A 22,418-nucleotide genomic window follows, 5' to 3' on the forward strand; every position below is an offset into this window, starting at 1 on the left:
ACCTGGGGCTCGACGCCGTCGATGTCGATGTCGACGGCCTCGGCGTCGCCGGTGTCGCCGGCGTCGCCGGCGTCATCGCGCGTCCACCAGGGCGGCGAAGCCGTCGAGGAGCCGGTCCACCGACCAGCGCAGCTGCGCCTCCCCCACCCAGGCGGCCGCGGTGTCGCGGGTGGCCGCGGTAAGCGGGTGCGTCTCGGCCGGCACGAACTCCAGGCCCGCGCGCCGTCCGGCGATCCGTTCGGCCTCGGGCGTGAGCGGCACGGTCCCGTCGGTCTCGGCCATGGCCAGGGCGGCGAAGCCGATCACCTGGACGATCAAGGTGTATGCCGCGCGGCTGGCCTGCGCCGGCGGCAGGCCTGCCTTGGTCAGCTCGCGGAGGAGCCCTTCGCCGAGCTCCATCGCCTGCGGCCCGTCCATCGGCGCGTTCATGAACAGCTGGGCGGCCCCCGGGTGCCGCACCAGGGCCGTGTGCACGTCGAGGCACAGCCCCCGGATCCTCGACTGCCAGGTCCCACGGCTCGATCGGGGCGGGACCTCGGCCAGCACCGACTCGACGACCAGGCGTTCGAGGTCCTCACGGCTGCGCACGTAGGTGTACAGCGCATTGGGGTTGATGCCCAGCTCGGTGGCCACGGAGCGCACGGACAGCCCGGCCGCGCCTCGCTCGTCCAGCACCCGCAAGGCCGTCAGGGCCACCTGCTCGGTGCTGAACCCGCGGCGCGTCGAAGGTTTTTTCGGCGCAGGGGGTGACATGCGGCTACTGTACACCGTACAGTCTACTGTACACCGTACAGACCGTCGCGGACGCGTGGCCTGACACCTCCCCCACTTGTGGCCACCTGTGCCGCACCGACCGCCAGATCGCCGGGCCTGGTGAGGCACCAGCGGCCACAACTGCGGGCCCTAGGCTTCGGGCGTGGCTCGGCAGCGCCCCGTGGGCACCATCACCCGCGGCACCACCAACCCCAACCGGCTCCGGCGGGTCGACCGCTGGCTGGCCGGCCCCCAGGCGTGGCGGCTCCGGCGGCCGGGACAGCCGCCCATCGTGGTCGACCTCGGCTACGGCGCCTCGCCCGTGACGGCGGTCGAGCTGCACGACCGGCTCACGCGGGTCCGGCGCGACGTCGAAGTCGTGGGCATCGAGATCGAGCCCGATCGCGTCGCCCTCGGCAGGCCACTCGAACGCGAGGGACTGTCCTTTCGGCTCGGCGGTTTCGAGGTGCCGCTGGACGGGCGACAGGCCACCGTGGTCAGGGCCTTCAATGTGCTGCGGCAGTACGACGAGTCCGAGGTTGCCCAGGCCTGGGCCACCGTGCAGCAACGACTGACCCCCGACGGGCTGCTCGTCGACGGCACCTGCGACGAGCTCGGTCGGCGCAGCGCGTGGATCGCCGTCGACCGGTCTGGCCCGGTGTCCCTCAGCCTGTCCTGGCGGCTGCGCGGGCTGGATCGACCGTCCGACATCGCCGAGCGGCTGCCCAAGTCACTGATCCACCGCAACGTCGAGGGCGAGGCCGTGCACGACTGGTTGCGAGCGCTGGACGACGCCTGGCTCCGGGCCGCGCACCAGGCCAGCTTCGGGGTCCGACAGCGCTTCCTGGCCGCCGTCGAGACGGTCCGCGCCGAGGGCTGGCCGGTCGCCGACGGGCCCGCCCGGTGGCGACTGGGCGAGGTCACCGTCGACTGGTCGGCCGTCGCCCCCGCGACCTGACCTCTGCTGACTGAGCTTCTGCCAGCAGAGGTGAGGGAGGACAGCTCGGCAGCGACGGCCGCCCCGTCAGGGCGCGTCAGGGCGCGTCAGGGCGCGTCAGGCGTCGCGGGCGTAGTCGTCCTCGAGGCGCACGATGTCGGCCTCGTCGAAGTCGCCGTAGGCGATCTCCAGCAGGCGGCCGGCCTCGTCGCCTTGGTTGGCCATCCGGTGCACGGCGTGGCAAGGCACCCAGACCGTCTCACCGGGTTGCGCGGTCCAGGTGCGGTCGCCGACCGTCACCACGATCGGCCCGTCCAGCACCTGCCAGAACTCGCCCCGGTGGTCGTGGGTCTGCAGCGACAGGCGATGACCCGGCTCGACCGTGATGATCTTGACGGTGACCCGCTCGTTGGACGCGAGCTGCTGGAACTGCCCCCAGGGTCGCTGCTGGGTGAAGATCCCGTCGCGCGGGTCAGCGATCTCGGTCACGGCTTGCCCTCTGTCATGCGCTTTCCCTCTGTCCTGCCTGACACCCTGGTCATGTCTGACACCCCCGCCTGACCGGCGCCGCGTCCTGGGGTCACCACGGTCCGTACGGTCCCATGTGCTGGCCCCCACCGCGGCCACCGCTGACCTGGCGGAGCGCCGGACGCACGTCGGCGAGGTAGATGCCGGCCGCCACGACGGCGATCAGGCCGATGGAGAAGGTCAGCTGGCTCCCGACCGACACGAAACCGAGCAGGACGGCGATCCCGAGGACGACCGACCAGAACTGCTTCGTGCGCTTGCCTGCCGCGACGAACGCGTCCGGACGGTGTCGCACGCAGTCGACGAGCGCGAACACCTCGGCAGCGAAGGCGGCGAGCCCCAGCAGCAGGGTGACGATGCCCTGGGCGGTGAACAGTCCGTTGAACATGAGGACAGCCTAAGGGTCAGCAGACCGCGGGACGGGCAGACGTCGACGAGCAGGGTGACCGGACCGTCGTTGACGAGCGTGACCTCCATCATGGCCCCGAACCGACCCGTCGCGACCTCGATCCCCCGACCACGAAGCGCCGCCACGACGGCATCGACCAGCGGCTCCGCGACCGGGCCCGGTGCTGCGGCGCCCCACGACGGCCGCCTCCCTTTGCGCGTGTCGGCGTACAGGGTGAACTGGCTGACCACGAGCACAGGGGCGCCCTCGTCGACCACGGACCGTTCGTCGCGCAGGATCCGCAGGTCGCCGATCTTGCGGACGAGCGCCTCGACCTGGTCAGGCCCGTCGTCGTGGGTCACCCCGACCAGCGCGAGCAGGCCGGGGCGGTCGATCGACCCGACGACCTCACCCTCGACGGTGACCGAGGCGCTGGTCACGCGCTGCAGGACGGCACGCACCGTGGCTCAGAGGTTGACGGCGACGATCGCGCCGACGGGTTCGCCGTGGCCCAGCACCGGGGAGTGCTCGAGCTGCGCGAGCGCCGGCGACTCGACCCCGAGGCGCCGCAGGGCAGCCGCGAGGATGACCGGCTTCGCCCGCGGGTAGCCGTCGGCGACCTTGACGGCGATGCCGCGCCCGTCGGCCAGCCCCACGGCATACACCGACTCGGCGCCGTCCTTGGCGATCAGCCCGGGCGTCGCCTCGACGAGGGCCGTGACGTCGCGCCCGGTGCCGCCGAGGTATGCCGGGTTGCTGCGGATCGCGTCGGCGACCTCCGCTTCGTGCGTGCCCGGCTCCGCGGCGGCCATCCGGCCGAACGCGCGGGCGAGGCCGGCCAGGGTCACCGCCATGACCGGCGCACCGCAGCCGTCGATCGCGACTGCCGTGATCTCGTCACCGGTGAGCTCGGCCAGGGTCTGGGAGATGGCCTGCTGGAGGGGGTGGGCCGGGTCGCGGTAGGTCGCGGTGTCCCAGTCGTTGACGACGCACGTGGCCAGCATCGCGGCGTGCTTGCCGGAGCAGTTCTGCGTGATCGGGAGCTTGCCGCCGCCGGCGCGCAGCACCGCCTCGCGGGCCTCCTCGTTCACGGGGTAGTCCGGCGTGTTCTGGAGGGCTGCCTCGGTCAGCCCGACGGAGGCGAGCATCTCGCGCACTGCGGCCACGTGGAAGTCCTCGCCCGAGTGGCTGGCCGACGCGAGCGCGAGGTGGGCGGGCGGCAGCCGCAGTCCCGCTCGCACCATCGCCAGCGTCTGGACCGGCTTGTTGGACGACCTCGGGAAGATCGGGTCGTCGACGGCGCCGAGCGCGAGCAGGTGGCTCCCATCCGGCGCGGTCGCGACCACCGAGGCACGGTGGGCCGACTCCACGAAGCCACCCCGCACGTAGTGCGCGAGGACCGGGGCCTGGTCGAGGGCGGGAGGGGTCTGGGTATGCGGCGTGCTCACCGTCCGAGCCTAGCCACCGACCCACCCTCCCCTCTGCTGCCCCACCTTTATCGGGTCTGGGGACAAAGGTGCGCTCCCCCCGAGAACCCTTGTCGGGTGAAGCGCACGCAACCAGGGTGAAGCCGACTACCCCGGCAAGCAAACGGCCCCCTCCCGGTGCACGGGAGAGGGCCGAATGGCGTGGGGGCGAAGCGTCAGGCGCCAACCTTCTTGGCGGCAGCGGTGCTGGCCTTCTTGGTGGCGGTGGCGGTCTTCTTCGCGCTGGTGGTCGCGCCCTTGGTGGCGGACTTGGTCGCGGCGGCCGACTTCCTGGTGGTCGTCGCGGTGCGCTTGGCGGAGGTGCGGGTCGCGGCGGCGGCCTTGGTGACGGTCTCGGTGGCCTCGGTGGCCTCCACGGCGACGGAGTCGGCGATCGCGTCGGCAGCGACGACGGCCTGCTTGCGGCCGGTGGTCAGCGTCGCCTTGGCGGAGCGCTGGATCTCGTTGGCGGACTTGCGCACCGTCGTGACGGCACCCTTGCCCAGGGCGAAGGTGGCCTCGGCCTGCGCGAGCAGGTCCTTGGTCGACTTCTGGGTGCGGACGCGCTTCACGAGCTTCTCGCCACGGGCGGCGACGGTCTCGTAGGTCTCCTGCGCCTTGCCGGCGATCTCGAGGCCACGGTTGAGGGCGAGGGCCGGGAGCTCCTGCGCCTGCTCGGCAGCATCGGTCACGCGCGCCTGGGCCTTGGCCTGGAGCTTGCTGGCATCGAGGTCGATGCGCACCGCGGTGGCCTTGACGCGGGCGTCGCGGACCTTCTCGACCGCGAGGTCGGTCAGGCCGACGGCGGCGAACACGGGGGTGGTGTCGATGACGTTCTTGCGGATGTCGGCAACGAATGCCATGTCATGCTCCTTTGTTGCGAGGGGTCTTGGGGGGTGACTGTCGGGTGGTCGATCGCTTCCCGGCCGGCGCGGCCTCGATGCCCACGAACGAGTCGTAGATGTCGAGGAGCGCTGCCTTCTGGCGGTCGGTGAGCTGCGGGTCGGCGCCGATGACGGCCCTGGTGTCGGGCGCTGCACCCTGCGACGCCGGAGCATCGCCGTGGCGCTCGTCGAGGATCCCGGCCCGGACGTAGAGCGACTCCGCGGAAACCTCGAGGCCCTTGGCGAGCTGCTGGAGGATCTCCGCGCTGGGCTTCTTCAAGCCGCGCTCGATCTGGGACAGGTAGGGGTTGGACACACCGGCCAGCTCGGAGAGCTGGCGCAGCGAGAGCCGGGCGGACTGACGCTGCTCACGCAGGTAGTCACCCAGGTTGTTGCCGCCCAGCGGCCCCAACGGAATTCGGCTCATGCCCCCAGTGTGCTTGCTTTAGTTAGCAAAATGCAAACTCAAGGCAGCGTGTTCCCCATCACACGGCATACATCCGGGGTTGCTGCGCACCTTTATCGGGTTACCCGATAAAGGTGCGCTTCACCCCGGAACGGAAGTCGGGTGAAGCGCAACAATGTCCCTAAACCCGATAAAGGCTTGGTCCAAGGGGGGAGGTCAGCCGCGGTCCTTGACGCCGAGCATGGTGCGCGCGTCGGCAGTGGACAGCGCCGGGCGCTGCATCACCTCGGCCAGGTGGGCCGCCCGTTCCACGAGCTGGGAGTTGTGCTCGACCGGCACACCTCGCGCGTAGACGACGTTGTCCTCCATCCCGACCCGCAGGTGCCCACCCGCGGCGAGCGCGGCGGCGGCCACGGGGAGGTGGCTGCGACCGATGCCCGTGGCCGACCACGAGGTGACCTCCGGCGGCAGCATCGCGACAGCGGCGAGCAGCGCGGCCGGCGTGCCCGGCATACCTCCCGGGACCCCGGTGACGAAGTCGACGTGGACCTTGCCCCCGAAGGGCAGGCCGTGCGTGTCGACGAGCCGGGCCAGCGACGCCACGTGCCCGAGGTCGAAGAGCTCGAACTCCGGCACCACCTCGCGCTCCTGCGCCTGGACGTAGAGGTCGGACATGAACCCGTAGGGGTTGAGGAAGACGTCGTCGCCGAAGTTGGTCGTGCCGCAGGTCAGGCTGCAGGAGTCGGGCTCCGCGTCCAGCACGGTCAACCGCTGGTCGAGCGGGTCGTGCACGCTGCCCCCGGTCGACAGCTGGATGATGAGCGAGGTCTTCTCCCGCAAGGCATCCACCGCGGCCTTGAGGTGACCGTGGTCCAGCGTCGGGCGGTGCTCACCGTCGCGGATGTGCAGGTGGATCATCGCGGCGCCCGCGGCCTCGCAGGCGACCGCGGTCTCGACCAGCTCGTCGAGGGTGGTCGGCAGCTGCGGGAAGTCCGCCTTGGCCAGCTCTGCGCCCGTAGGCGCGACGGTGATGAGGGTGCCGGTGACGGAGCCTTGCGAGGGAGCCATGGCCGACATCATGGCAGCCGCACGCAGCGGCACCGAGCGGGGTCGGTGCAGCTAGGGAGCGACGACCACGACCTGGCTCGCGCTCACACCTGCGACATCGAGGACCTCGTCGACGGGGGTGTTGCGCTTGACCAGGGCGAGGCCGATCGGACCGTCCTCGAAGTGCCGGGCCACGGAGGTCAGCTGACCCACCGGCCGGTCGCCGGCCAGCACGGCCGAACCACGCTCGGGGAGCGTGTGCCCGGACCCGTCGAGGTGGAGGAACACGAGGCGCCGCGGCGGGCGTCCGAGGTTGTGCACCCGCGCGACGGTCTCCTGCCCGCGGTAGCAGCCCTTGTGCAGGTGCACGGCGGTGCGGAGCCAGTCGACCTCGTGGGCGATGGTGCGGTGGTCGGTCTCGAACCCGAAGCGAGGGCGCCAGGCCTCGACGCGCAGCGCCTCGCTGGCCCACGTGCCGGCCAGGTCGCGGTCACCGACCGCCGCGGCGAGGGTGGCGCGCGGCACCAGCACCTCGCGCCACGCGCGCCCGAGTGCCGGGTGCCCTTCGACCGGTCCGTATGCCGCAGTGTCACCGACCAGGTCGGGCCACGGGTCGCGCCACGCGAGGGGCTCCCCCGGCTGGGACTCGGCCGCCGAGGGCTCACCGAGGGCCGCCCAGTCGGACGTCACGTCGGCGACCTCGACCCGGAGCATGAACCGCATCGAGTCGAGCCACGTCGTGAGGGCCGCGGACTGACCGGACTCGGTGGTGATCCAGGTGGTCTCGCCGTCGTCGACGAGGTGGAGGTCGTGCTCGACGTGCCCCTTGGGCGTCAGCACCAGGGCCTCGCGCGACTCGCGAGGGGGCAGCCCAGTCAGCTGCTGGCTGGTGATGGAGTGCAACCACGAGAGCCGGTCGGGTCCGGTGACGGTGACGACGCCCCGGTGGGAGAGGTCGACGACCGCGAGCCCCTCGGTGATCAGGCGCTGCTCCCGGAGCGGGTCGCCGTAGTGCGCGGCGACCCCCGCGTCCGGGCCGTCACCCTCGACGGCGCCCGGTCGGTCGAGCAGCACCGACCGAGCGACCTCGGGCGCACCCGGGTCGGTCGTCGTCCCTAGCGCGTCGCGCATGTGCTGCACTCTCCGTGGATCGCCATGTGTGTCACGTCAGCAACAAAGCCCGAGCCGGCCAGAACATTCCCCGCGAAGCCCTCGGCGTATTCCTTGGGGCACTCCTGCACCGTGCCGCAGGTCCGGCACACGAGGTGGATGTGGGTGGCGTGGTCGGCGAGGTGGTAGCTCGGCGCGCGGTGGTCGAGGTGGGTGTGCCCGACGATCCCCAGCGACTCGAGGGCCTCGAGGGCGCGGTAGACGGTCGAGGGTGCGAGCGCCTGGCCGCCGTCGCCGGCCACTCCCGCGACGACGTCCTCGGGAGTCGCGTGGCCCAGTCGCGCCACGGCGTCGAGCACCCGCTGGCGCTGGGGCGTCATCCGACGTCCCTCTGCCCGCAACCGCTCGCCGACGTCCTGCACCACCCCAGAGTACGGTCCTGCGCCGATCACCCATCGGCGATCCCTACACTGTCCGGGTGCCAGACCAACTCGAAGCCACCCACGACGTCGCCCAGGGCGAGCCGAGGAAGCGACGCCGCCTGCGCCGCGCCCTGGCGTTCACCGTGGCGCTGGTCTTGCTGCTGGTCGTCGGCGGCGCCGCGGCATACGTGCTCTTCCTGAACCACACGGTCAGCAAGAACGTGAAGCACGACGCGCTGCTCCCCACCCCCGGGGTGGACGGCGCGTCGGACGCCCCGACCAGGAAGCCTGCGGCCAAGGAGGCCCAGAACATCCTGGTCATCGGTTCGGACGCCCGCTCGGGACTGGCCGGCGCACGGTCCGACGTCATCGTCATCATGCACATCGCCGACGACCGCAAGTCCGTGACGCTCGTGCACTTCCCCCGCGACCTCTGGGTGTCGGTGCCGGGGCACGGCAAGGACAAGATCAACGCGGCCTTCGCCTACGGCGGCTCTCCGCTGCTCGTGCGCACGCTGCAGGACCTCGTCGGGGTCCCGATCGACCACGTCGCACTCGTCGACTTCGAGGGCTTCAAGAACATGACCGACGCCGTTGGCGGGGTGAACGTCTACGCCGAAGAGGCCAGCAACAGCCGCGGCTACGCCTTCCACAAGGGCTACAACCAGATGGATGGTGAGGCGGCCCTGGCCTTCGTCCGGGAGCGCAAGCAGCTCAGCGAGGGCGACATCTCCCGCGGTCGACGCCAGCAGGCTTTCATCAAGGCGCTGATGCTCAAGTCGCTGAGCAAGGACGTGCTGACGAACCCCGTGAAGCTGGCGCAGTTCGTCGACGCCGGCACGGCGAACCTCACCGTCGACAACGGGTTCAGCGTGGCCGACATGCGCAGCGAGGCCATCTCCATGCGCAACCTGCGTGGCAGGGACATCGCCTTCGTGACGGCCCCCTTCACCGGTTTCGGCACGTCGCCGGGCGGCGCGTCGATCGACGTCGTCGACGAGCCCGGGATGAAGGCGCTGGGCGAAGCCCTGCAGAACGACGCGATGGCCACCTACAAGGACAAGACGAACACGCCGTAGCGCCGGGGTTTCAGGGCTTGGCGAGCGCGCGCACGACGGCGGGCAGCGAGGCCATGATCTGCGCGGTCATCTCCTGGAAGACCTGGACAGGACGGCGGTAGGGGTCGACCACGTCGGCATCGGCGTCGGCGAGCGGAGCACCCATGCCCCGCTGTCCGGCGGCCAGCGTCACCACCCGGGCCACGTGGTCCCGAGGCTGGTCGCCCCCGTCTCCCCGCAGCTCGTCGTCGGTCAACCCTGACGCGAGGTGGGCGAACTCCCGGAAGGTGAAGGTGTAGCGAACCGCCTTGGGGTGCAACGTCATCACCGTGCCACGGTGGGCGCGGGTGGCGGTGAGCACGAGGTCTGCGTCGGCGACCATCATGGTCGTGAGGTCACGCGCGACGAAGCCGTCCGCGGCATACCCCTGGGCTTCCAGGAGCGTCCGCGCCTGGTGCTCCATGGGACGGCCCGCCAGGGCCCCGGTGCCACCGCTGGCGACCTCGATCTCGCCGCGCCCCCACGAGCGGTCGAGCTCGGCCTGCAGCGCGCGCTCGAGGAACGGCGAGCGGCAGATGTTGCCGGTGCAGACCGTCAGGACCCGCCCCGGGGTCGGCGCCATGGGGACGGCCCTAGCCGACGCGCTTGAGCTCGGCCGAGAGGTGGCTCTGCAGGGGCTGACCGACGGCGGCCATGTCCATGGCCCACATCAGGTTCGAGTTGACCAGGCCGTAGAGACGGCTCGCGGCGTTGTACTCCTTGGCGTGGGGGCTGCGCAGGACGCCATCGGTGCGGAGCTCGATCTTGGCGGGCTCGGCCTTGCCGTAGTAGAGCTCCACGATCCCGGTCGGGTGGGTGAGCAGCAGCTCGACCTCGCCGTCCTCGAACGGTCGCCAGAAGCCCAGCTCGGTCGCCAGGGGGCGCACCTTCTCGCCGGCGTCGTCAAGCAGCCAGGTGCGGCTGTGCCACTCGAGGAACGGACGCCCGTCGTGCGACACGACCAGCTCCTGCCCGAAGTTGGCCGACTCGATGGTGGGGTATCCGACCACGCCGGCGCCCTCCCAGCGGCCGATCAGCCAGGCCAGGGGGGCGAGCTCGCGGGGGAGGTCGGGATCGAGGGTGAACTGCATCAGCGGGGCGTCTTGACCAGGCGGTAGACGACGAATCCCGCGAACCAGGTGATCACCACGGCCGTCAGGGCGAGCAGGGAGATGTAGAACGTGTGCACCCGCCAGATCGTAGCCTGTGCGACATGACTGCTTCCCGCGCGCTCGTCGTCAAGGTCACCTGTGGCACCGAGTCGCTCGAACGGCTCAACCAGGCGTTCACCGTCGCGGCGACCGCCGTGGCCAGCGGGGTGCGGGTCAGCCTGTGGCTCACCGGCGAGGCCTCGTGGATGGCAGTGCCGGGCCGGGCCGAGCAGGTCGAGCTCGCGCACGCCGCCGACCTGGCCGACCTGCGCGACGCCGTCCTCGCTGCGGGCACGGTGACGGTGTGCGGGCAGTGCGCGGCCCGCCGGGACCTCACGGGGGCCGATCTCGTCGACGGGGTGGTCATCCGCGGCGCAGCAGCCTTCGTGGAGGAAGTCACCGCCGACGGCGCCCAGGCCCTCGTCTACTGACCCCTCCCCACTCCGACTTCTGGCCACCCATCGGGCACGGACGGCCCTAATCACGGTTCGCTGGCGACACCGGTGGCCAGAAGTGCTGGGTGGGTCAGGGGGTGAACCAGGGGGAGGTCACCACGGCGTAGGCCACCACGCCGATGAGCAGCGACGACGTGGCAGCCGCAGCAAGCTGGGCTCGGGGCATCGCGGTCGCCGGCAGGGGGGCCAGCACCCGTCGAGCCGCGTGCGAGATGGCGGCGGCGAGCAGTCCGAGCAGGGCTGCCGGACCGGCCAGCAGGTCACCGGCGACCACGGCGACGACGACCGCCGCCCCGCCCCCGAGGAGCATGGCGATGAACAGGGCCCACTGCCGCAGGCGAGGGATCGAGACGAACGGGTCGGCCAGGGCGCCGACGCCGAGCCCGGCCATCGTGGCGGCGAGGGCGTGCTCACCCTGCAGGACGTGCGGGATCGGGGCGAGGGCGGTGCCGGCCGAGATGATCGCCAGTCCCGAGGTCACGGCGGCCACGGACTCGGTGAGACGCGGCCGACCGTCGCGACGCATCAGCTGGTGCAGGAAGCCCACGATCACGCTCACGGCGAGCGCGGCCGGCATCCACTCCAGGTAGGGGTCGTCCTTGGTCACCAGGGTCGTGCCGGTCATCAGGACCGTGCCGATCGCGAGGACCCCCGTCGTCCCGCGCGGGCTGGGCAGGCTCAGCAGCAGCGGCCAACCCCACGCCAGCACGAACCCGGCGAGCGCCACGGCCAGGGCGACGAACCGGGGGCTGGCGTAGCCGGTCAGCGCGACCAGCGCCGCGAAGGCGATGGTCGCCGCGATCGACAGCGGACGGGCCACCAGGGCGCGACGCGGGAGGGCCGGCTTCGCGGTCTGCGCGTGGGCTCGGCGCTCTCGCCGGGTCAGCGGGACGGCAGGGTTGGGAGCCTGCTCGGGGACGTCGGACACAAGGGGCATCCTCGCATCACCCCCCGGCGAAGGGAGGCAGGACCTCCAGCACCGACCCGTCCGGGAGGTCGTGGTCGCGGTGCGTCGCACGTCCGTCGAGGAGCAGGGTGCTGACGGCGGTGACCGCGGCCAGGCCGGGGTGCAGGGCGTCGACGCCGGCCACGGCGTCCGCGACCGTCCGGCATCCCCGGAGCACGTCGGACTCCACGCCTGCTGCGGCCCTGGCACCCGCCCAGTAGCGGACGGTGACCGAGGCGACCTCGTTCTCACGCGGCATACCCACGCTCCTCTCGTGAGACAAGGGTCTCACCATGTGTTCACCACGCCCGCAGGGGCCCGGCAGCCGTATCCTTTCAAGGCATGGCCCGTCTGCTGCTGCTGACCAACGCCTTGGCGCCGAGCGCCGAGGTGCTGCCAGCACTGGGCCTGCTGACCCACCACGTGCGGATCATCCCCGCCGAGCCGACCGCGCTGGTCGACGCACCACCGTGTGACGCGGTGCTGCTCGACGCTCGTCGCGACCTCGCCGTGGCCCGCTCGCTGTGTCGCGTCCTGCGCGCCACGGGCATGTCAGTCCCGCTGATCGCCATCCTCACCGAGGGTGGCCTGGCCGGCATCACGGCCGAGTGGGGCGTCGACGAGGTCCTGCTCGAGTCCGCCGGACCGGCGGAGGTCGAGGCCCGGTTGCGGCTCGCCGCCGGTCGGCTCCAGGACAACCAGGAGCCCGAGGACGTCCAGATCACCTCGGGCGAGGTCACGATCGACGAGGCGACCTACTCCGCCCGGGTCCGTGGCCGGCTGCTCGACCTGACCTACAAGGAGTTCGAGCTCCTCAAGTACCTGGCGCAGCACCCGGGTCGCGTGTTCAGCCGCGCCCAGCTCCTCCAGGAGGTCTGGGGCTACGACTACTACGGGGGCACGCGCACCGTCGACGTCCACGTGCGGCGGCTGCGGGCCAAGCTCGGCTCCGAGCACGAGGTGCTGATCGGCACCGTGCGCAACGTCGGCTACCGCTTCGTGCCGGCCGAGGAAGCCCACGCCGACGAGGTCGGCGCCGACGCCTGAAAGTCCTTGCGCCCCAACGCCTGAACCCTCCACGACGTCAGAGAGAAGCCGCCCCWCCCGTGTCCGGGWGGGGCGGCTTCTCTGTGTGGTATGCCGGGTGGCTCGGTCAGGACGACCGGGTCACCACGACCGGGTCACCACGACAGGGTCACCACGACCGGGTCACTACGACCGGATCGCGACGTCGTTGGCTCAGTTCTTGGTGATCCGGGTCTCGGCCACCGGGCTGTACGGCGAGTTCGCCTGCAGGTAGTTCGCGAAGGCGTCGATGTCGAGCCCACCGAAGAACCGGCCGGTGCCGTCCCGGAAGCCGGGGAGGCCGTCGCCACCGTCCGCGACGAAGTTGTTCGTCACGATCCGGTAGCTCGCCGTGTCGCTGATCGCGGTGCCGTTCAGCGTGACCGGGCCGAGGACCCGGCTGCCGGTGGCGTCGCTGTAGCTGTACGCGAAGCCCTTGGACACCTGGAGGATGACCGGGCGCGCGATGGTGTTGGGCGACGTCTTCGTGCCGCCGTTCCACTGCTCTTTCAGGATCTCCTTGATCTGGGCCCCGGTCAGCGTCATCGAGACGAGGTAGTTGTTGAACGGCTGGACCGAGAACGCCTCCTCGTAGGTGACCGCACCCGGCGCCTCGCCCCAGGGGGAGGTGGCGTAGTTCAGGTTGGTGCGGATGCCGCCCGGGTTCATGAAGGCGATCGTCGGGACCTGGGCGTTGGTCACGACCGACGGGTCGGAGAGCTGGGCGTCGGCGATCAGGTCACCGAGCTTGGACTCGCCACCGGAGTTGGAGGCCGTGGTGATGTCGGTGCTGATGGTGCCCAGGACCCGGCTGGCGACCGGCGCGATGAGCTGCTTGTAGTCCGTGATGATCTTGGTCTGCGCCGCGTCCTTGAACTGCGGGTCACGGGTGACGATGACGTTGCTGCCCGCGACCGAGCTGCGCACGATGTCCTGGGTGCGCCGGTCGAAGGTCAGGTCGGTCTCGGTGACGAGCCGCCCGAACGACGAGGCCGAGGTGACCAGGCGCGGCTGCCCGGCCGGGTCGGGGATGCTGCACACGTAGGGGGTGTGCGTGTGCCCGCTGACGATCACGTCGATCTGCGGCGAGAGCTGCTGCGCGATCGGGATGATCGGGCTGGCCGGCGCGTTGAGGCCGGTGCTGGTGCCCGCGGGGCAGGCGGAGTCGTACTTGTTCTCGAGGCCGGTGACGTGCGCGGTGCTGGCGGTACGCGCCGGCACCCCACCCTGGTGGATGAGGACGACGATGGCCTTGACACCCTCCGCCTCGAGCTGCGGCACGAGCGCGTTCGCGGTCTGCACCTCGTCGGTGAACTCCAGGCCCTCGATGCCGGACGCGGTCACGATGTTCGGGGTGTCCTTGAGCGTCATGCCGATGAAGCCGACCTTGGCGCCCTTGAAGTTCTTGACCCAGGTGGCGGGGAGGATCGTCTGGCCGGTCGCCTTGTACTTCACGTTGGCGGCCAGGATCGGGAAGTTCGCACCCGAGAAGCTCTTGCCACCGGGGCAGGAGTCCTGGTTGGCCGCGCCGTTGCCGTCAGGCAGGCAGCCGCCGTCGGCCAGGCGCTGGAGCTCCTTGTAGCCCTCGTCGAACTCGTGGTTGCCCACGGCCGTGACGTCGAGGCCGAGGCTGTTCATCGCCTCGATGCTCGGCTCGTCGTGGAACGCGGCCGACAGCAGCGGGGACGCACCCACGATGTCACCGGCGGCGACGGTCGCGGTGTAGGGGTGACCCGCACGCAGGGCCTTCAGGTGCCCGGCGAGGTACTCCACGCCACCGGCGTTGACCGTCTGCGGCGTGGCCGTGTAGGTCACGACGCCAGTGTTCGGGTTGGTCGTGGACGTCTCGGTGTAGGTGTCCGAGGTGATGATCCGACCGCTCGAGCCGGCCGGCGGCTCGAGGTTGCCGTGGAAGTCGTTGAACGACAGGAGCTGGATGTCGATCATGGGTCCGTTGGAGGCTGCCGATGAGGTGCCACCGGTGAACGCTGCGCCGGTGGCTGCGAGGGCAGCCACCGCCACGACGCCGGAGATGCGCCGAGTGCGGGAAAAGGTCATGGATGCGTCCTTGTGCGGGAGGAGATACCGGCGGTAGCCGGACCCGTGCACGCTAACCGCGGATCGGCCCCGAGGGAAGATGCATGGTCCAATGCTTTTCGTGCCGTTATCTCCCGTCCGCCTCACCGACACCCTGACGTCCACCGAGGTCGCCCGCGTCCGCGAGATCCAGGCGGCAGCGACCGTCGCCGACGGACTCAGCCCGTTGTCCGAGCAGCCCCTTCTCTCCCTCGGCGCCCCGAGCGGTCGGGTCCGCCACCTCCTCGGGTATGCCGCGGGGCAGCTCACCGGGTACGCCCAGCTGGACGGCCCCACCGACCCTGACGCCTCGGCCGAGCTCGTCGTCGACCCGGCCGCCCGGAGGCAGGGCACCGGGCGCGCGTTGGTCGACGCGGTGCTCGAGGCCGCTCCCGGGGCAAGGTTCTGGGCACACGGCCACCTGCCCGCGGCGCAGGCCCTGGCGGCGAGCGCCGGACTGGAGGCGGTGCGCGAGCTGCACAAGATGGCCCGCCCCCTGGGGGCGGCCGACCTCGAACCGGCTGCCTCCGCGCTGCCCGAGAGCTTCACCGCCCGCACCTTCGAGCCCGGCCGGGACGAGCAGGCCTGGCTGGCGACCAACGCCGCCGCCTTCGCCCACCACCCGGAGCAGGGCCGGCTGACACTCGCCGACCTCGAGGAGCGGATGGCCCAGCCGTGGTTCGACACGGCCGGCTTCATCCTCGTCGAGGCGGACGGCTCTCCCGGTGAGGTGGCCGCCTTCCACTGGACCAAGGTGGACCCCGGCCAACGATCCGCCCTCGACCCGACCCGGACAGCAGGTGAGGTGTACGTCGTCGGGGTGCACCCGGCATACCAAGGGCGCGGTCTCGGGCGACCGGTGACCGCCCTCGGGCTGGCCCACCTGGCCGGGCTCGGCCTTCCCGAGGTGGTCCTCTACGTCGACGGTGACAACCAGGCAGCGATACGCACTTACACGGGGCTGGGTTTCCGCAGCATCATGGTGGACGTGATGTACGCGAAGGCTGTTTGATTCACACCACGTTCACCGAGCACTGTCAGGATGACGGCATGACTGTGACGACCCACCCGACGGACGAGGGCGAGATCTTCGACGGCGACGATGCCGGCCACGAGATCTCGATCGCGAGTGCGCAGCCGCGGGCCTCCAACGGGCGCTTCATGCGGATCGTCCACGCCGCGGGCGGGCAGGACGACAGCGGTCTCCCCGCAGACCGGTTCCTCGACCGCGAGATCTCGTGGCTGCAGTTCAACGAGCGGGTCCTCCAGCTGGCCGCCGACGAGAGCGTCCCGCTGCTCGAGCGGGCGCGGTTCCTGGCGATCTTCACGTCCAACCTCGACGAGTTCTTCATGGTCCGCGTCGCGGGGCTCAAGCGGCGGATCGCCACCGGGCTCGCGGTCCGCTCGGCCTCCGGGCTGGAGCCGCGTGAGGTGCTGGAGCAGATCTCCCTCGTCGCCCACGAGCTGCAGGCCATGCAGACCGCCGTCTACAAGGACAAGGTGCAGCCGGCGCTCGAGGACGAGGGCATCTCCATCGTCCGCTGGGACGAGCTGAGCGACGGCGAGCGGGCCCTGCACTCCGAGCTCTTCGCCGACCGGGTCTTCCCGGTGCTGACTCCGCTGGCGGTCGACCCGGCACACCCCTTCCCCTACATCTCCGGCCTGTCGCTCAACCTCGCCGTGGTGCTGGTCAACCCCAAGACCGGCAAGGAGCACTTCGCCCGCGTCAAGGTGCCGCCGCTGCTGCCGCGCCTGCTGCACATCGAGCCCGAGAGCGGGGAACCGTCGACCTCCGACCTGTTCAACACCCGGTTCGTGCCGCTCGAGGACGTCATCGCCGCCCACCTCGACATGCTCTTCCCGGGCATGGACGTGCGGGAGCACTTCACCTTCCGGGTCACCCGCAACGAGGACCTCGAGGTCGAGGAGGACGACGCCGAGAACCTGCTCACCGCCCTGGAGAAGGAGCTGACCCGACGCCGGTTCGGCCCGCCGGTCCGCCTCGAGGTGGACGAGACCATCGACGACCACGTGCTCGACATGCTGGTCCGCGAGCTCGGCGTGACCGACAGCGAGGTCTACCGGCTGCCGGCCCCGCTCGACCTGCGCGGCCTCAACCTCGTCGCCGACCTCGAGCGCTCCGACCTGAGGTACCCGCCGTTCCGCGGCCAGATGCACCCCGACCTCGCCCCGGCCGAGAGCTCCAAGGCTTCGGAGATCCTGCCCATCGTCCGTGACAAGGACGTGCTGCTGCAGCACCCCTACGACTCGTTCTCGACGTCGGTGCAGTCGTTCATCGAGCAAGCAGCGACCGACCCCAACGTGCTGGCCATCAAGCAGACCCTCTACCGCACGAGTGGCGACTCCCCCATCATCGACGCCCTCATCGACGCGGCCGAGTCGGGCAAGCAGGTGCTCGCGATCGTCGAGATCAAGGCGCGCTTCGACGAGAAGAACAACATCTCGTGGGCCCGCAAGCTGGAGCACGCCGGCGTGCACGTGGTCTACGGCATGGTCGGGCTCAAGACCCACGCCAAGCTCTGCATGGTGGTGCGCCAGGAGCAGGACGGCAGCCTGCGCCGCTACTGCCACATCGGCACCGGCAACTACAACGGCAAGACCGCCCGCCTCTACGAGGACTTCGGCCTGCTGACGTCGGATCCCCAGGTGGGCGAGGACCTCGCGCGGCTGTTCAACCAGCTCTCCGGTTTCGCGCCGCGCAGCAGGTTCAAGCGTCTGCTCGTGGCGCCCCGGTCGGTCCGCTCCGGGCTGCTCGAGCGGATCGATACCGAGGTCGAGCACGCCGAGGCCGGTCGCGGTGGCCTCGTCCAGCTCAAGGTCAACTCCATCGTCGACGAGCAGCTCATCGACGCCCTCTACCGCGCGTCGCAGGCCGGGGTCCACGTGGACATCTGGGTCCGTGGCATCTGCGCCCTGCGCCCGGGCGTCGAGGGGCTGTCCGAGAACATCGAGGTCCACTCGGTGCTGGGCCGCTTCCTCGAGCACTCCCGCGTGTTCCTCTTCGGCGGCGGTGGCGCGCCCGAGGTCTTCATCGGGAGCGCCGACATGATGCACCGCAACCTCGACCGCCGGGTCGAGGCACTGGTCCGGATCGCGGACCCGAAGCACATCGCCGACCTGCAGTCCCTGCTCGCGCGGGGGATGAGTGACGACTACGCCCACTGGCGGCTGACCGGCGACGGGCGCTGGACGCGCGTCAACATGACCGAGGACGGCGAGCCGCTCGCCGACCTGCAGAGCGCCATGATCGACATGCACGCCAAACGCCGGCGCAAGGCCCGTCGCCGTTGACGACCCCGATCCCGGCCGCAGGCACCGTCCCGTGGCGACGCCGTCGCGGCCAGCTCGAGGTCGCGCTGGTCCACCGGCCCAAGTACGACGACTGGTCGTGGGCCAAGGGCAAGCTCGACCCGGGTGAGGACTGGCCGGTCGCGGCCGTGCGCGAGACGCACGAGGAGACGGCCTTGGCCGTCGGCCTGGGGCGGCCGCTGCCGGGGTCGGAGTACACCGTGCTCGACGGCGCCGGCCAGCCGGCCACCAAGGAGGTCCGCTACTGGGCCGCGGAGGCGACCAGCCCGGCCGGCCCCCTCCAGAACGAGATCGACGAGGTCCGCTGGCTCGACGTCGTCGCCGCCTCGGACCGGCTCGACTACGCCCGCGACCGCGACCAGCTCCGCGCGCTGGTGCGGGCCGACAACGCCGGCACCTTGACGACCTGGCCAGTGGCCCTCGTGCGGCACGCCCATGCCGTGGGCCGCGGTTCGTGGCCCGAGGACGACCAGCAGCGCCCTCTCGACGACCTCGGCCGCGGCCGGGCCGCGCGCATCGCACCCCTGCTCGCGGCATACGGAGTCAGGCGGTTGGTGAGCTCACCGTCGTTGCGCTGCACCGACACCCTGCGCCCCTACGCGGCGCAGCTCGGCGCGTCCCTGCGCACCAAGGACGGCCTGAGCGAGGAGGGGTATGCCGCGGAGCCGGCCCGCGCGGGACGCCACCTCGGGCGCCTGGTCGAGCGGGGCACCCCCTCCGCCCTCTGCAGCCACGGCCCGGTCCTGCCCGAGCTGCTCATGGCCCTGCTCGCGCTCGTGGACCCTGAGGAGCCCGAGGCCGACCTCGCCGCCGACTCCCTCCGGGCCGCAGCGCGCGACAGGATGGCGAAGGGCGAGGTGCTCGTGGCCCATCTCGTCGGCAGCGGCGAGGCGGCGCGGGTCGTCGCCGTCGAGCGCCACCTGCCGCCCTCCTGACCAGCGGCTGACCAGTCGTTCACTCGCTGCATCCCCGGACGACGGTGCAGCGACGTCGAATGTCTGACTGGTGTTCACCGCGCGTTCACCCTCCACGGGCCGCTGCGTCACTCTCCGTGCCTACCTTCGGTGCGTCGGGTACGAATGCCCGCCCCTGATTTCCACCCCTGATCCCTGTTGCACCCCAATTTCCCCTGTGGAGAGGTTTGAACACCGTGAAGATCCAGCGCATCGGCCTCCTGGCCAGCGTGGCCCTGGTCGGCTCCCTCGCGCTCACCGCGTGCGGCTCCGACAACAACTCCGGCTCCGGCGACTCGTCGAGCTCGAGCACCTCCAGCGGCTCCGCCGCCTGCCCCGAGGGTGGCGGCACCCTGAACGCCGAGGGCTCCTCCGCTCAGAAGAACGCCATCGAAGAAGCCATCGCGTCGTTCCAGGACGCCTGCGACGGCACCACGATCAACTACAACCCGACTGGTTCGGGTGCCGGCATCAAGCAGTTCATCGCCGGCCAGGTCGACTTCGCCGGCTCCGACTCGGCGCTCAAGACCACCGAGAAGGACGGCAAGATCGAGGCCGACGACGCCAAGGCGTACTGCGGCTCCCCGGCGTGGAACCTGCCGATGGTCACCGGACCGATCGCCGTCGCCTACAACGTCAAGGGTGTCGACAAGCTCGTCCTCACCCCCGAGGTCGCCGCCAACATCTTCAACGGCAAGGTGACCACCTGGAACGACAAGTCGATCGCCGCGCTGAACTCCGGCGTGACCCTGCCGTCCGAGCCGATCAAGGTCTTCTTCCGCTCCGACGAGTCCGGCACCACCGAGAACTTCACCAAGTACCTCAAGGCTGCCGCTCCGGCCGCCTGGACCGCCGAGCCGGGCAAGGCCTGGACCGGCAAGGGTGAGGGCAAGCAGAAGTCCGACGGTGTCGCCGGTGCCGTGAAGGCCACCGAGGGTGGCATCACCTACGCCGAGTGGTCCTACGCCAAGGACAACAACCTGGGCATCTCCCAGATCGACAACGGTGGCGGCGCCGTCGAGCTCACCGCCGAGTCGGTCGGCAAGGCCGTCCTGGCCGCCAAGGCCGACGGCGAGGGCAACGACCTGCGCCTCAAGCTGGACTACAGCACCAAGGAGGCCGGGGCCTACCCGATCCTCCTGGTCACCTACGAGATCGTCTGCTCCAAGGCCAAGGACGCCAAGAAGGCGGCCCTGACCAAGGCGTTCCTCACGCACTTCGCCTCCGCGGAGACCCAGAAGGGCCTCGAGAGCATCGGCTACGCGCCGCTGCCCACCGAGATCCAGACCAAGGTCGAGACCGCCATCAAGGCCCTGTCCTGATCTAGCCTGATCGGTATGCCGCGGGGGGGCTGGCTCCCAGCCCCGCGGCATACCTGCTCCCCCGCTCGTTGCTTCCCCGCTCGTTGCTTCCCCGCTCACCCACCAGCACCCCCGATCGTGAGGCACATGCCGTGGCATCAGTGACCGGAGTCTCCGTCGCCGACGAGCTGCCCGGCCCGGACGGACGAGGCCCCCTCAGTGGTGACGGTGCAGGCACCGGGCGCCTGGGCGACCGGGCCTTCGCGGCCGCGGCCAAGGGTTCCGGCGCACTGGTCATCGGCCTCGTCACGCTGGTCGGTGTCTTCCTGCTGTGGCAGGCGATCCCGGCGATCGCCGACGACAAGGTCAACTTCCTGACGTCGCGCGACTGGTCGGTCAGCGACAGCGACAACCTGCGCTTCGGCATCGTCGAGCTGCTCTGGACGACGGTGGCCGCCTCCACCATCGCGATGTTCATCGCGGTGCCGGTCGGGGTGTGCGTCGCGCTGTTCATCACGCAGTACTCGCCGCGGTGGCTCTCGCGCCCCGCGGCCAACGTCATCGACCTGCTGGCCGCGGTGCCGTCGATCGTCTACGGCCTGTGGGGCCTGAAGACCTTCACGCCGTGGTTCGACCCGTTCCAGATCTGGCTGTCCGACCACCTCGGGTGGATCCCGCTCTTCTCCCGCACCGGGACCAGCGGCACGATCCTGCTCATCGGCGTCGTGCTGGCCATCATGATCCTGCCCATCGTCACCGCGCTGTCACGCGAGGTCTTCGCGCAAACGCCGGTGACGCACAAGGAGGGCGCGCTCGCCCTGGGCGCCACCAAGTGGGAGATGATCCGCGTCTCGGTGCTGCCCTTCGGGCGCCCGGGCGTCATCTCGGCAGCGATGCTGGCGCTGGGCCGTGCGCTCGGCGAGACCATCGCCGTCACCATCATCGTGTCGTCGCTGCCGCAGGGCTCGAAGTGGACCTGGTCGCTGCTCAACGGCGGCGAGACCTTCGCATCACGCATCGCCAACAACGCCGGTGAGTTCGACTCGCCCGCCAAGACCGGGGCCTTCATCGCCGCCGGCCTGGTGCTGTTCGTCCTGACGTTCGTCGTCAACGCCATCGCCCGCATCGTCATCGAGCGCAGGAAGGCCTTCACCGAATGAGCACCGACACCGTGGCCAAGGCTCCGGAGCGTGCGGCTCCCCCCGCTCTGGGACACCCCGCCCGTGGTCGCGAGTTCAGGGACCAGCTGGCTCGCGTCGTCATGTGGCTGGCCTTCCTCATCGCCCTGATCCCGCTGGTGTGGATCCTCTGGACCGTGCTCTCCAAGGGTGTGGGACTGGTCCTCGACTCGCAGTGGTGGACCAACTCGCAGAAGGGCATCACCTCTCGCCGCGAGGGAGGCGGCGCCGTCCACGCCATCCAGGGCACCCTGATCCAGGGCGTCACCACCTCGGTGATCTCCGTGCCGATCGGCGTGATGACCGCCATCTACCTCGTCGAGTACGGTCGCGGGAAGTTCGCCAAGGCGGTCTCGTTCATGGTCGACATCCTCACTGGTGTGCCGTCGATCGTCGCCGGCCTGTTCGTCTACGCCGTGTGGGTCACGACGTTCGGGTTCCAGCGGGTCGGCTTCGCCGTCTGCCTGGCGTTGGTGCTGTTGATGATCCCGGTCATCGTGCGTTCGACCGAGGAGATGCTCAAGCTCGTCCCCAACGAGCTGCGCGAGGCGTCGTACGCCTTGGGTGTCCCGAAGTGGAAGACCATCGCGCGGGTCGTGCTCCCGACGGCCTTCTCCGGCATCATCACCGGCATCCTGCTCGGCCTGGCCCGTGTCATGGGTGAGACCGCGCCCCTGCTGATCCTTGGCCCCTACACCAAGTCGATCGCCAGCGACCTGTTCGGCGGCTACATGGCCACCCTGCCCACGATGATCAACCAGGACCGCACCGAGAGCCTGCAGCCGGCCGTCGACCGGGTCTGGGCTGCTGCCCTCACGCTCATCCTCCTGGTCCTGATCCTCAACCTCGCCGGCCGGGTCATCGCCCGCTTCGGCTCCGTCAAGAAGTAGCCCCCCAGACTCCGCTCCGCCCGATGCCGGCCCGC

Annotated in this window: 24 protein-coding genes and 1 pseudogene; 10 read left to right on the forward strand and 15 right to left on the reverse strand. The window is 70.6% G+C overall.

The window, feature by feature from the left end; all coding sequences use genetic code 11:
- Positions 1-72: 72 nt before the first annotated feature.
- The gene (locus tag AC1DWJ_RS08925) at positions 73-753 is read right to left on the reverse strand and encodes a TetR/AcrR family transcriptional regulator C-terminal domain-containing protein (RefSeq protein ID WP_477620586.1); all 681 of its coding nucleotides are present in this window, start codon (positions 751-753) and stop codon (positions 73-75) included.
- A gap of 163 nt (positions 754-916) precedes the next feature.
- Between AC1DWJ_RS08925 and AC1DWJ_RS08930 the strand changes: the two genes are divergently transcribed.
- Positions 917-1,711, forward strand: a complete 795-nt coding sequence (locus tag AC1DWJ_RS08930; protein WP_477620587.1) for a class I SAM-dependent methyltransferase — start codon at positions 917-919, stop codon at positions 1,709-1,711.
- Between the two features lie 96 nt (positions 1,712-1,807).
- Here AC1DWJ_RS08930 and AC1DWJ_RS08935 read toward each other — a convergent pair whose 3' ends face one another.
- The 9 genes and pseudogenes from AC1DWJ_RS08935 to AC1DWJ_RS08975 all read right to left on the reverse strand — a co-directional run bounded on the left by AC1DWJ_RS08935 (position 1,808) and on the right by AC1DWJ_RS08975 (position 7,941).
- Entirely contained in the window at positions 1,808-2,179 is a 372-nt protein-coding gene (locus AC1DWJ_RS08935) for a phosphomannose isomerase type II C-terminal cupin domain (protein WP_477620588.1), read from the reverse strand.
- 91 nt (positions 2,180-2,270) lie between these two features.
- Entirely contained in the window at positions 2,271-2,606 is a 336-nt protein-coding gene (locus tag AC1DWJ_RS08940) for a DUF2516 family protein (protein ID WP_457254819.1), read from the reverse strand.
- Positions 2,607-2,647: 41 nt separating this feature from the next.
- Positions 2,648-3,067 (reverse strand): annotated as a pseudogene (dtd, locus tag AC1DWJ_RS08945) (D-aminoacyl-tRNA deacylase); the annotation flags it as partial.
- Positions 3,068-3,073: 6 nt separating this feature from the next.
- Positions 3,074-4,054: an asparaginase gene (locus AC1DWJ_RS08950; protein ID WP_477620589.1), complete on the reverse strand. Its 981-nt coding sequence runs from the start codon at positions 4,052-4,054 to the stop codon at positions 3,074-3,076.
- A gap of 194 nt (positions 4,055-4,248) precedes the next feature.
- On the reverse strand, positions 4,249-4,935 hold the full coding sequence (locus AC1DWJ_RS08955) for a hypothetical protein (RefSeq protein WP_477620590.1): 687 nt from the start codon (positions 4,933-4,935) through the stop codon (positions 4,249-4,251).
- Between the two features lies 1 nt (position 4,936).
- The gene (locus AC1DWJ_RS08960) at positions 4,937-5,383 is read right to left on the reverse strand and encodes a helix-turn-helix domain-containing protein (protein WP_477620591.1); all 447 of its coding nucleotides are present in this window, start codon (positions 5,381-5,383) and stop codon (positions 4,937-4,939) included.
- 195 nt (positions 5,384-5,578) lie between these two features.
- Positions 5,579-6,430 (reverse strand): beta-keto acid cleavage family enzyme, encoded by an 852-nt coding sequence (locus tag AC1DWJ_RS08965; protein WP_477620592.1) that lies wholly within the window; start codon positions 6,428-6,430, stop codon positions 5,579-5,581.
- Between the two features lie 51 nt (positions 6,431-6,481).
- Positions 6,482-7,540 carry a CAF17-like 4Fe-4S cluster assembly/insertion protein YgfZ gene (gene ygfZ / locus AC1DWJ_RS08970; RefSeq protein WP_477620593.1) on the reverse strand — a complete coding sequence of 353 codons (1,059 nt, stop codon included), beginning with the start codon at positions 7,538-7,540 and terminating at the stop codon, positions 6,482-6,484.
- Positions 7,525-7,941 (reverse strand): Fur family transcriptional regulator, encoded by a 417-nt coding sequence (locus tag AC1DWJ_RS08975; RefSeq protein WP_457254827.1) that lies wholly within the window; start codon positions 7,939-7,941, stop codon positions 7,525-7,527. The genes ygfZ and AC1DWJ_RS08975 overlap by 16 nt, the downstream gene beginning before the upstream one ends.
- A 56-nt stretch (positions 7,942-7,997) precedes the next feature.
- Here AC1DWJ_RS08975 and AC1DWJ_RS08980 point away from each other — a divergent pair, with 56 nt between their 5' ends.
- The gene (locus tag AC1DWJ_RS08980) at positions 7,998-9,020 is read left to right on the forward strand and encodes an LCP family protein (protein ID WP_477620594.1); all 1,023 of its coding nucleotides are present in this window, start codon (positions 7,998-8,000) and stop codon (positions 9,018-9,020) included.
- Positions 9,021-9,030: 10 nt separating this feature from the next.
- On the opposite strand, the gene AC1DWJ_RS08985 is transcribed toward AC1DWJ_RS08980, so the two are convergent.
- Together AC1DWJ_RS08985 and AC1DWJ_RS08990 are read right to left on the reverse strand one after the other, a co-directional pair.
- On the reverse strand, positions 9,031-9,621 hold the full coding sequence (locus tag AC1DWJ_RS08985) for an arsenate reductase/protein-tyrosine-phosphatase family protein (RefSeq protein WP_477620595.1): 591 nt from the start codon (positions 9,619-9,621) through the stop codon (positions 9,031-9,033).
- Positions 9,622-9,631: 10 nt separating this feature from the next.
- Positions 9,632-10,129, reverse strand: coding sequence for a heme-binding beta-barrel domain-containing protein (locus tag AC1DWJ_RS08990; protein ID WP_056922072.1), 498 nt, complete (start codon positions 10,127-10,129; stop codon positions 9,632-9,634).
- Between the two features lie 122 nt (positions 10,130-10,251).
- Here AC1DWJ_RS08990 and AC1DWJ_RS08995 point away from each other — a divergent pair, with 122 nt between their 5' ends.
- Positions 10,252-10,620 (forward strand): DsrE family protein, encoded by a 369-nt coding sequence (locus tag AC1DWJ_RS08995; RefSeq protein ID WP_477620596.1) that lies wholly within the window; start codon positions 10,252-10,254, stop codon positions 10,618-10,620.
- 94 nt (positions 10,621-10,714) lie between these two features.
- Here the strand turns inward: AC1DWJ_RS08995 and AC1DWJ_RS09000 are convergent, their stop codons facing one another.
- A complete protein-coding gene (locus tag AC1DWJ_RS09000; protein WP_457254831.1) occupies positions 10,715-11,572 on the reverse strand; it encodes a hypothetical protein in 858 nt (285 codons plus the stop codon).
- Positions 11,573-11,588: 16 nt separating this feature from the next.
- Entirely contained in the window at positions 11,589-11,849 is a 261-nt protein-coding gene (locus AC1DWJ_RS09005) for a MoaD/ThiS family protein (protein WP_457254833.1), read from the reverse strand.
- Between the two features lie 83 nt (positions 11,850-11,932).
- Here AC1DWJ_RS09005 and AC1DWJ_RS09010 point away from each other — a divergent pair, with 83 nt between their 5' ends.
- Positions 11,933-12,637: a winged helix-turn-helix transcriptional regulator gene (locus tag AC1DWJ_RS09010; RefSeq protein ID WP_457254834.1), complete on the forward strand. Its 705-nt coding sequence runs from the start codon at positions 11,933-11,935 to the stop codon at positions 12,635-12,637.
- Positions 12,638-12,829: 192 nt separating this feature from the next.
- On the opposite strand, the gene AC1DWJ_RS09015 is transcribed toward AC1DWJ_RS09010, so the two are convergent.
- Entirely contained in the window at positions 12,830-14,713 is a 1,884-nt protein-coding gene (locus AC1DWJ_RS09015; RefSeq protein ID WP_457254835.1) for a bifunctional metallophosphatase/5'-nucleotidase, read from the reverse strand.
- Positions 14,714-14,813: 100 nt separating this feature from the next.
- Between AC1DWJ_RS09015 and mshD the strand changes: the two genes are divergently transcribed.
- From mshD to pstA, 6 genes are all read left to right on the forward strand, one after another.
- Complete coding sequence (gene mshD / locus AC1DWJ_RS09020; protein WP_457254836.1) at positions 14,814-15,743, forward strand: mycothiol synthase; 930 nt, start codon at positions 14,814-14,816, stop codon at positions 15,741-15,743.
- 38 nt (positions 15,744-15,781) lie between these two features.
- Complete coding sequence (locus AC1DWJ_RS09025) at positions 15,782-18,043, forward strand: RNA degradosome polyphosphate kinase (RefSeq protein WP_457254838.1); 2,262 nt, start codon at positions 15,782-15,784, stop codon at positions 18,041-18,043.
- Positions 18,040-18,996, forward strand: coding sequence for an NUDIX hydrolase (locus AC1DWJ_RS09030; RefSeq protein ID WP_457254839.1), 957 nt, complete (start codon positions 18,040-18,042; stop codon positions 18,994-18,996). Before AC1DWJ_RS09025 ends, AC1DWJ_RS09030 begins: the two co-directional genes overlap by 4 nt.
- 215 nt (positions 18,997-19,211) lie before the next feature.
- Positions 19,212-20,336, forward strand: a complete 1,125-nt coding sequence (pstS, locus tag AC1DWJ_RS09035) for a phosphate ABC transporter substrate-binding protein PstS (RefSeq protein WP_457254841.1) — start codon at positions 19,212-19,214, stop codon at positions 20,334-20,336.
- A gap of 131 nt (positions 20,337-20,467) precedes the next feature.
- Complete coding sequence (gene pstC, locus AC1DWJ_RS09040) at positions 20,468-21,475, forward strand: phosphate ABC transporter permease subunit PstC (RefSeq protein WP_457254842.1); 1,008 nt, start codon at positions 20,468-20,470, stop codon at positions 21,473-21,475.
- Entirely contained in the window at positions 21,472-22,383 is a 912-nt protein-coding gene (pstA, locus tag AC1DWJ_RS09045; RefSeq protein WP_457254844.1) for a phosphate ABC transporter permease PstA, read from the forward strand. The genes pstC and pstA overlap by 4 nt, the downstream gene beginning before the upstream one ends.
- The last annotated feature ends 35 nt before the right edge of the window (positions 22,384-22,418 follow it).

The sequence above is a fragment of the Pedococcus sp. P2_D7 genome (genome assembly GCF_056404295.1).

Excerpts from the sequence above, each read along its gene's own strand:
- ygfZ (WP_477620593.1), bottom strand. The coding sequence starts at position 7,540 with ATGCGCGACGCGCTAGGGACGACGACCGACCCGGGTGCGCCCGAGGTC.
- AC1DWJ_RS08965 (WP_477620592.1), bottom strand. The coding sequence starts at position 6,430 with ATGGCTCCCTCGCAAGGCTCCGTCACCGGCACCCTCATCACCGTCGCG.
- AC1DWJ_RS08925 (WP_477620586.1), bottom strand. The coding sequence starts at position 753 with ATGTCACCCCCTGCGCCGAAAAAACCTTCGACGCGCCGCGGGTTCAGC.
- AC1DWJ_RS09015 (WP_457254835.1), bottom strand. The coding sequence starts at position 14,713 with ATGACCTTTTCCCGCACTCGGCGCATCTCCGGCGTCGTGGCGGTGGCT.
- AC1DWJ_RS09025 (WP_457254838.1), top strand. The coding sequence starts at position 15,782 with ATGACTGTGACGACCCACCCGACGGACGAGGGCGAGATCTTCGACGGC.
- AC1DWJ_RS09010 (WP_457254834.1), top strand. The coding sequence starts at position 11,933 with ATGGCCCGTCTGCTGCTGCTGACCAACGCCTTGGCGCCGAGCGCCGAG.
- AC1DWJ_RS08960 (WP_477620591.1), bottom strand. The coding sequence starts at position 5,383 with ATGAGCCGAATTCCGTTGGGGCCGCTGGGCGGCAACAACCTGGGTGAC.
- AC1DWJ_RS08985 (WP_477620595.1), bottom strand. The coding sequence starts at position 9,621 with ATGGCGCCGACCCCGGGGCGGGTCCTGACGGTCTGCACCGGCAACATC.
- pstA (WP_457254844.1), top strand. The coding sequence starts at position 21,472 with ATGAGCACCGACACCGTGGCCAAGGCTCCGGAGCGTGCGGCTCCCCCC.
- AC1DWJ_RS08940 (WP_457254819.1), bottom strand. The coding sequence starts at position 2,606 with ATGTTCAACGGACTGTTCACCGCCCAGGGCATCGTCACCCTGCTGCTG.
- AC1DWJ_RS08995 (WP_477620596.1), top strand. The coding sequence starts at position 10,252 with ATGACTGCTTCCCGCGCGCTCGTCGTCAAGGTCACCTGTGGCACCGAG.
- AC1DWJ_RS08955 (WP_477620590.1), bottom strand. The coding sequence starts at position 4,935 with ATGGCATTCGTTGCCGACATCCGCAAGAACGTCATCGACACCACCCCC.
- AC1DWJ_RS09005 (WP_457254833.1), bottom strand. The coding sequence starts at position 11,849 with ATGCCGCGTGAGAACGAGGTCGCCTCGGTCACCGTCCGCTACTGGGCG.
- AC1DWJ_RS08990 (WP_056922072.1), bottom strand. The coding sequence starts at position 10,129 with ATGCAGTTCACCCTCGATCCCGACCTCCCCCGCGAGCTCGCCCCCCTG.